3 protein-coding genes and 1 rRNA gene are annotated in these 8490 nt (G+C 39.2%); 2 read left to right on the top strand and 2 right to left on the bottom strand.

The genetic code is table 11. The features are described from left to right. Positions 1–1725 (bottom strand): Ig-like domain-containing protein (locus tag RE431_RS13685; protein ID WP_309562555.1); only part of this gene is annotated, 1725 nt, incomplete at its 3' end. Between the two features lie 564 nt (positions 1726–2289). Here RE431_RS13685 and gltB point away from each other — a divergent pair. Further along, positions 2290–6813 (top strand): glutamate synthase large subunit, encoded by a 4524-nt coding sequence (gene gltB / locus RE431_RS13680; RefSeq protein WP_309562554.1) that lies wholly within the window; start codon positions 2290–2292, stop codon positions 6811–6813. Positions 6814–6817: 4 nt separating this feature from the next. Beyond that, positions 6818–8278: a glutamate synthase subunit beta gene (locus RE431_RS13675; RefSeq protein WP_309562553.1), complete on the top strand. Its 1461-nt coding sequence runs from the start codon at positions 6818–6820 to the stop codon at positions 8276–8278. A gap of 127 nt (positions 8279–8405) precedes the next feature. On the opposite strand, the gene rrf is transcribed toward RE431_RS13675, so the two are convergent. Then, positions 8406–8490: ribosomal RNA gene (rrf, locus tag RE431_RS13670) — 5S ribosomal RNA — on the bottom strand; the annotation flags it as partial.

Genomic DNA, 8490 nt, shown 5'->3' with positions numbered 1-8490 from the left:
TGAAGCTCCATTCTGTAAAGCTGCTCCATCATCTGCTGCATCATACGCACCATCATCATTTACATCTTCAAAGAACAAGTAGTTGTCGCCATCAGATGGTGTTGCCGTAAAGACTGAATCATCGCCATCACATACTCCATCGGTACTGATATCGGCATCTGGATTAGCATTCACCGTGATGATAGCAATCGCTTGGCAACCATTACTATCTGTATATGTGATATTGGCCGTTCCGGAAGAAACTGCGGAGACTACTCCTAAATCTGTTACTGTAGCTACACCTGTATTATCAGATTCAAACGGAGTCGAGTCAGCTGGAGTACCGGAATAGTTCAAAGTGACACTTCCTGCACTGCCATCCACACTTGCACAAATCTCTTCATCATCTATAGTTGCTGTAGAAATACTTACATCTATTTCACACTCCGCAAATAATCCCGAATCATTTGTAACTCTAAATACTAGCGTATATCCGCCTTCCTGATCACCGGGATTCACATCTACGGTTGGACCATCTGTTGCACCATCAAAACTGGCATTTGAAGTGTTGGTTCCTGATTTGAAACTCCAAGCATATGTCGCACCTTCAAGGTTGGTAGCATTTCCATCATAGGTAACAGAACCACTTATTTCGTCGAGACAAAAACTTTGTTGGCCTTGTAGATCGCAGAAAGGAATAAGTCTTACTCCATCAGCCATTAATTGATTATCCTGACTTCCTAAAGTTGGAGCCTTGCCATCAACAAAATCTGTGAGAAAAGCCGTGAATTTCACATGATATGGTGCACCTGATACATCTGAAGCACCACGGCCGGGACCGTAACCAACGATCCCATCAGCAGGGATTGAGTACCCCCCTTCTTTGGAATAAACTCCCGTAGGACTAAAACCAGCAGCAATTTGTGCCCCAAATTCAATAATGATTGAAGAGGATGCAGAAACCCAGGAAATATCGTAGAACATATATTCACCATCAAATCCTGCAAATGTCACTCTACTATTTGGATCTCCTGCTGTTCCTGTAAATGGCATATCACCTTTCACTTTTACGAATCTATCTCCATAAACCGATTCATAAGCTTCTATGACTGCTGCTCTGGTCGAATTATCCAAACTCCCATCCACATTCGGATTTGCAATTTCATCTTGAACAATTGGTAAGAATTGTTGATTACCGCTTATATCTGCAGCGACACATGCTACTTCAGCGGTACTGGTAATATTCGGCCCACAGGCCAAATCATCATATTCATCATAAGAATAAGCAGGATGACTGCCATTGCTTCCGGGATCTGGTAATGAAACAAAGCCAGGAGGTAAAATGGTATTTGCTACTTTCATGGATTGTTCCCAGGAAGTGATAAAATCATAGGCATGTTTTCCTCCCTTTAGAGTCTGAATTCTAATTCTAAGAGTATGTTCATTTGCCACTGCCGGAGGCAGGTTCTCAAAAATTATTCTCTGTAAGGTTGACATCCCTTCCGAATAGGCAGAGTTATTGGCTTGCAAATTACTATTGATGAATATTAAATCATCAGTCAAACCAGAAGTGACATAATCCAGGTTCTTTAATTGTCTAATCTCATCCTTATAGGTTTGTGAAAATCCAATAAAAGAATAGAGCATAAAAATTAGAAAAAGCATAGAGCTAAAATTCACTTTCTTTCTAAGCCATTCTAATGTCCAGTAAAGCACGCTAAATTGCTTAATTGTAATTTCTTTCATAATAATTAAATTTTAAGGTTAGGCCATTAGCTTGGTTAACCTAGGGAAGCAGACCGGGCAGTCAATAAAGGGGGCTTCAATTAATCTAATTACAAAACTGAGTAGGGCATAACCTGATCATAAATCAGGGAAAGTGCCTGGATAGCACAAAATCATACGGGGGGAATCAAATTTTAAATCCGGGGGACCTGGTTTAAAATTCCAGAATAATATTCTGGTGTTGACTTTAGGAAAAGTAAAGAAATTGGGGGTATTGAATCATAACTGATATTCGTATAAACAGATGTTTAAACACTCGTTATAAGTAAGTTAAAATTAACATATTATTTTGATAATCAGAATAGTAAATCGCCATTTTCCAAAAATTAAGGGAAATCCCCTAGGTTAAGAATAAGACAATTCGATCATTTAATAATTCGCAACGAGGCTGCTATTATTTAAGAATATGTCATTTAAATTCCATAAAATTATTAATGCCTAAAAACTTGATCTAAAGGCTTTCATTACTTGAAAAATTCATTCTCTTTTCTTTAACTTTATAAGAATAATTCAGAATGAACACGTATGAGAATGAAAGAACAGGGACTCTACTCCCCTCTATTTGAGCGCGATAATTGCGGAGCAGGATTTATATGTAACCTAAATGGCGAGCGTACCAATAACATAATTCACAAGGCGATTGATATTTTAATTCGGCTGGAACACCGTGGTGCGGTTAGTGCTGATGGTAAAACCGGTGATGGAGCAGGAATTCTGATTGAAGTTCCTCATGACTTCTTCAAAAAAGTATGTGATTTTGAACTTCCTGAATTTAGAAAGTATGCGGTGGGAATGGTATTTCTCCCAAAAAATAAAAATCAGGCTTCTATCTGTAGAAAATCCTTTGAGGAAGAAGTTCAGAAACAGGACCTGAAAATTCTGGGATGGAGAAAAGTACCCGTGAATCATTCTTGCCTTGGAAAAATGGCCAGCAATGTAGAACCAGCCATTGAACAGGTTTTCATTAGCAGACCTGAAGAAATGGATGATAGAACTTTTAATGCGAAACTATATTCTGCCAGGAAAATTGCTGAACATGAAATAGAGAAGTCAGATCTCGCACAAAGCGAATACTTTTATTTCTCAAGTCTTTCTACAAATACCATCATTTATAAAGGCTTATTAATGCCACAGGATATCAATGACTATTATAAAGATCTAAATGATCCTGATGTTATTACAAAATTAGCGCTGGTTCATCAGCGTTTCTCCACCAACACTTTCCCAACGTGGGATCTGGCCCAGCCATTTCGTTACATGTGTCATAACGGTGAGATCAATACTCTTCGTGGGAATTTGAGTAGAATGAAAGCCCGGGAAGAACTTTTTGAAAGCGATGTTTTTGGAGATGATATGAAGAAGATCATTCCTATAATCCTCGACGGAAAATCTGATTCCGCGTCTATGGATATGGCACTGGAACTCCTTCTTCAAACCGGAAGATCCTTACCGGAAGCAATAATGATGATGGTGCCGGAAGCATGGGAAAAGAACCCTTCCATGAAAGACAATAAAAAGGCCTTCTACGAATATAACGCCTGTATTATGGAACCATGGGATGGACCGGCTTCCATTCCGTTTACCGATGGAAATTACATTGGTGCTCTATTAGACAGAAACGGACTCAGACCTTCACGTTATACGGTTACAAAAGATGGGTATGTTGTCATGTCTTCGGAAACCGGTGTTCTGAATATCAAACCTGAAAATGTTTTGAAACACGGTAGGCTTGAACCGGGAAGAATGTTTCTGGTAGATATGATAGAAGGAAGAATTATCGAAGATGAAGAGGTTAAAGAAAAGATCGTTTCTGAAAAACCGTATCGTGACTGGCTAAAAGACAATCTACTTCCTCTGGCAGATGTTCCTTATACCGGAAATAAAACCCCTGTAGAAGATATACCATATATTACCAGGCTGAAGCTTTTTGGTTATACCTATGAAGATATCACAACTATCATTTCTCCAATGGCTTCAAAAGCTAAGGAAGCGATAGGTTCTATGGGTACAGATATACCCCTGGCGGTACTTTCAGATAAACCACAATTGTTATTCAATTATTTTAAGCAGCTTTTCGCCCAGGTAACAAATCCGCCACTTGACGGAATTAGGGAAGAGATCGTAACAGACATCAGCCTTTCTATTGGTGAAGATCTAAATCTTTTCGACATAATCCCTGAACAGGCTAGAAAACTTAAAATCCAGAATCCGGTTATTTCAAATGAAGATCTTGATAAAATAAAATATATAGATCAACCAGGTTTTAAAGCAAAGTCTATTTCCATGCTCTATGAAGCCGATAAGGGAATGAACGGTCTTGAAGATCGACTGGAAGAAATGATCATAGAAATTAATAATGCCGTGGATGATGGATGTAATGTGATCATTTTATCAGACAGGAATATTAATCCTAAACTGGCGCCAATCCCATCATTACTCGCTTGCTCATTCGTGCATCACAGGGCAAAAGATCATAATAGAAGATCATCTTTCGGAATTGTAATAGAATCTGCTGAACCACGTGAACCACATCATTTTGCTGCTCTTTTCGGATATGGTGCAAGCGCGATCAACCCATATATGGTGAACGAGGTGATCTATGATCTTGTAGAAAGAAAAGAGATAGATATTGAAGATCCTGAAGTAGCGGTTGAAAACTTCAACGTGGCCATCGGAAAAGGGATCATTAAGATCATGAACAAAATTGGAATTTCTACTCTTCTCTCCTACCGCGGATCTCAGATCTTCGAGATTTTAGGATTAAATAAGAAATTCGTAAATAAATATTTCTGTAATACACCAACCAGAATTGAAGGTATCGGACTTTATGAAGTAGAAAAAGAAATTCAGAAACGTTATCAACATGCATTCTTTCCACCAGAAACTGAAACCGATCTCGACCTTGAAATGGGAGGCGATTATCGCTGGAGAAGAAATGGTGAAAGACACGTTTTTAATCCTGCGAGTGTTGCCAAACTTCAGCAGGCGGTTAAGCAGAACAGTTATGAAACCTATACCGAATATTCCAAAATAATCAACGAGCAGAATGAAAAGCTCATGACTTTGAGAGGGATGTTCAAATTCAAGGAATTGAATCCAATTCCTATAGAAGAAGTAGAACCATGGACTGAAATTGTAAAGAGATTTAAAACAGGTGCGATGTCTTTTGGTTCGATCAGTAAAGAGGCACATGAGAATCTTGCGATCGCTATGAACCGGATTAAAGGTAAAAGTAATTCCGGTGAAGGTGGCGAAGATGCAGGTCGTTTTCAAAAAGACATTAATGGAAACTGGAGAAATTCTGCAATTAAACAGGTTGCTTCAGGGCGATTTGGAGTTTCTATAGATTATTTGACCAATGCCAGGGAGATTCAGATAAAAATGGCTCAGGGAGCAAAACCTGGCGAAGGTGGGCAATTACCAGGTCCAAAAGTAAATCCTGATATTGCCAAAACAAGAAATTCCACGCCGTATGTGGGATTGATATCTCCACCACCACACCATGATATTTATTCTATCGAGGATTTAGCACAACTTATATTCGATCTTAAAAATGCGAATCGTGAAGCAAGGATCAACGTGAAACTAGTATCTAAAGTTGGTGTAGGAACCATAGCCGCTGGTGTTGCCAAAGCAAAAGCCGATGTGGTTCTTATTTCAGGCTATGATGGAGGAACCGGAGCTTCTCCGTTAACTTCACTTAGACACGCGGGACTTCCTTGGGAACTGGGAATTGCCGAAGCTCAACAAACTTTATTACTGAATAATCTTAGAAGCAGGATCGTTGTGGAGTGTGATGGTCAGTTAAAAACCGGTCGTGACGTTGCTATCGCTTGTTTACTTGGAGCTGAAGAATTCGGCTTTTCCACTGCTCCGTTGGTAGCTACGGGTTGTATCATGATGCGAGCCTGTCACCTCAATACATGTCCGGTTGGTATCGCTACCCAGGATCCTGAATTACGTAAGAATTTCAAAGGAACTCCTGAAAATGTGATCAATTTCATGTATTTCATCGCTCAGGAATTGAGAGAGATTATGGCTCAATTAGGCTTTAGAAATATGAAAGAAATGGTTGGTCAATGTCAGAAACTGGACACCAATCGTGCGATAAAACATTACAAAGCACAAGGAATTGACCTGAGCAATATTTTGCATAAGCCAAATATTACCGATGGTGTCCCCCTTTCAAATACTGAAAAGCAATTACATAATATAGAAGGTGTACTGGACTTTGAAATTCTAAAACATGCCCACCCGGCTATTTACAGAAAGGAACCAATAACATTAAGTTATCCAATTAGCAATACGAACAGGACTACCGGGGCGATCATCAGTAATGAGATCTCGAAGATCCATGGTTCTATTGGATTGCCTAAAAACACTTTAACTTTAAACTTTAATGGATCAGCCGGACAGAGTTTTGGAGCTTTCGCAGCTAAAGGCTTAAACTTAAATATCGAAGGAAACTCCAATGATTACTTCGGAAAAGGACTTTCCGGAGCGATTCTTTCAATTCGAAAACCGAAAACCGCGACATTCAAATCGAATGAAAATATAATAATTGGTAATGTCGCTTTATATGGGGCCATTACCGGAGAAGCTTATATTAATGGTATTGGCGGGGAACGTTTCTGTGTGAGAAATTCAGGAGCTAAAGCGGTTATTGAAGGAATCGGGGATCATGGTTGTGAATATATGACCGGAGGAACTGCCGTGATTTTAGGAAAAGTAGGAAGAAATTTCGCTGCTGGAATGAGCGGAGGAACTGCTTATATCTATAATCCTGAAAATGATCTTGACAGAAATAATTTCAATATGGAAATGATAGAACTTGAAGGACCTTCAGATGAAAACCTGCAGGAATTGGAAGAGCTAATCGTAAACCATTATCAATATACCGAAAGTGAAGTTGCCAGAGAGATTTTAAATAATTGGGAGGTAACTTCAAAAGCTTTTATTAAAGTTATGCCTACAGAATATAAGAAGGCTTTACAGAAACTGGAAGAAGAAAAGAAGAAAGAAGAAGAGGTAGATCTAAAGACAGCATAAGAATATGGGAGAGTTAAGAGGATTTTTAGAATACGATCGTATTCAGGAAGAAAATATTAAACCCGAAGAAAGGGTTAAGAATTATAATGAATTTCACAAAGAGTTACCAACTGAAGATCTTAAAAAGCAGGGTGGCCGATGTATGGATTGCGGAATTCCGTTTTGCCACAGTGGTTGCCCGTTAGGGAATTTAATTCCAGATTTTAATGATGCTGTTTATCGAAATGAATGGCAGAAAGCGCTTAAAATACTTCATGCAACCAACAATTTCCCGGAATTTACTGGTAGACTATGTCCGGCACCATGTGAGTCAGCCTGTGTATTAGGCATTATAGAGCCTCCTGTGGCCATTGAAATGATAGAGAAGTATATTGTAGAGCGCGGTTTTAAAGAAGGCTGGATTAAGCCTGAACCGCCTGCAAAAAGAACCGATAAAAAAGTAGCTGTTATAGGTTCCGGTCCTGCCGGGCTGGCAGCGGCGCAACAATTAAATAGAGCTGGTCATAATGTAACCGTATTTGAGAGAGACGCAAAGATTGGCGGATTACTTAGATATGGAATTCCAGATTTCAAAATGGAAAAGAAGGTGATAGATCGCCGATTAGATATTATGAAAGCTGAAGGAATTGAATTCAAAACTGATACAGAAGTCGGAAAGAATTATTCCGTAGATGAACTTAAAAGTTTTGACGCTGTCATTCTATGTGGAGGTGCTACTGCAAAAAGGGAACTACCAATTTCAGGCTCTGATGCTCAAGGAGTAGTTCAGGCAATGGAATTTTTAAAACATAATAATGAAGCAGTGGACGGACTACATGAAGTTGAAGATCGATTTAACGCAAAAGGAAAAGACGTTATTGTGATTGGAGGCGGAGACACAGGATCAGATTGTGTAGGAACTTCTAATCGTCACGGTGCAAAATCGGTTACTAACTTTGAGATCATGCCACTCCCACCAGAAAGCAGATCTTCAGAAAATCCATGGCCGTACTGGCCGTTTACCTTGAAAACAAGTTCTTCTCATGAAGAAGGTGTTGAGAGAAACTGGAGTATTCAAACAAAAGAGTTTGTAAAAGATTCTGACGGTAATTTGAAGGCTTTAAAAACAGTAGAGGTTGAGTGGATCAAAAAGCCTGGACAGCGACCAGAATTGAAAGAGGTTGAAAATTCAGAAAAAGAGTGGCCTTGTGATATGGCATTATTATCCCTTGGTTTTACCGGACCTGAAAAAACATTAAGTGAAAAATTAGGTTTAGGATTGGATCCAAGAAGTAATATTCAGGGACAGAAAAATTACCAAACTAATGTAAAGAACATATTTGTTGCCGGAGATATGCGTAGAGGTCAGTCTTTGATCGTTTGGGCAATATCAGAAGGACGTGAAGCCGCTCATCACGTAGATAAATACTTAATGGGTAAATCTAAGTTACCAATTAAGGGAGATGGTGACCTTCCTACCCCATAGGATTATTAAGTTTAATTATACCATTAAAGCAGCCTCTTACGGCTGCTTTTTTTATTTTTTAAATCTAAATGTGTTCACATGCACGCATAAAAAAACCCTTTATCGGTAAGATAAAGGGTTTTCAAGAAGAAGGCGGCGACATACTCTCCCACAATGATAGCAGTACCATCTGCGCTAACGGGCTTAACTACTCTGTTCGGGATGGGAAGAGG

It is taken from the genome of Christiangramia sediminicola, assembly GCF_031344135.1.
GTDB lineage: Bacteria > Bacteroidota > Bacteroidia > Flavobacteriales > Flavobacteriaceae > Christiangramia > Christiangramia sediminicola.
The sequence above is the reverse complement of the archived record's forward strand: the minus strand, read 5'-3'. Positions and strand labels throughout refer to the sequence as shown.

Excerpts from the sequence above, each read along its gene's own strand:
- gltB (WP_309562554.1), top strand. The coding sequence starts at position 2,290 with ATGAGAATGAAAGAACAGGGACTCTACTCCCCTCTATTTGAGCGCGAT.
- RE431_RS13675 (WP_309562553.1), top strand. The coding sequence starts at position 6,818 with ATGGGAGAGTTAAGAGGATTTTTAGAATACGATCGTATTCAGGAAGAA.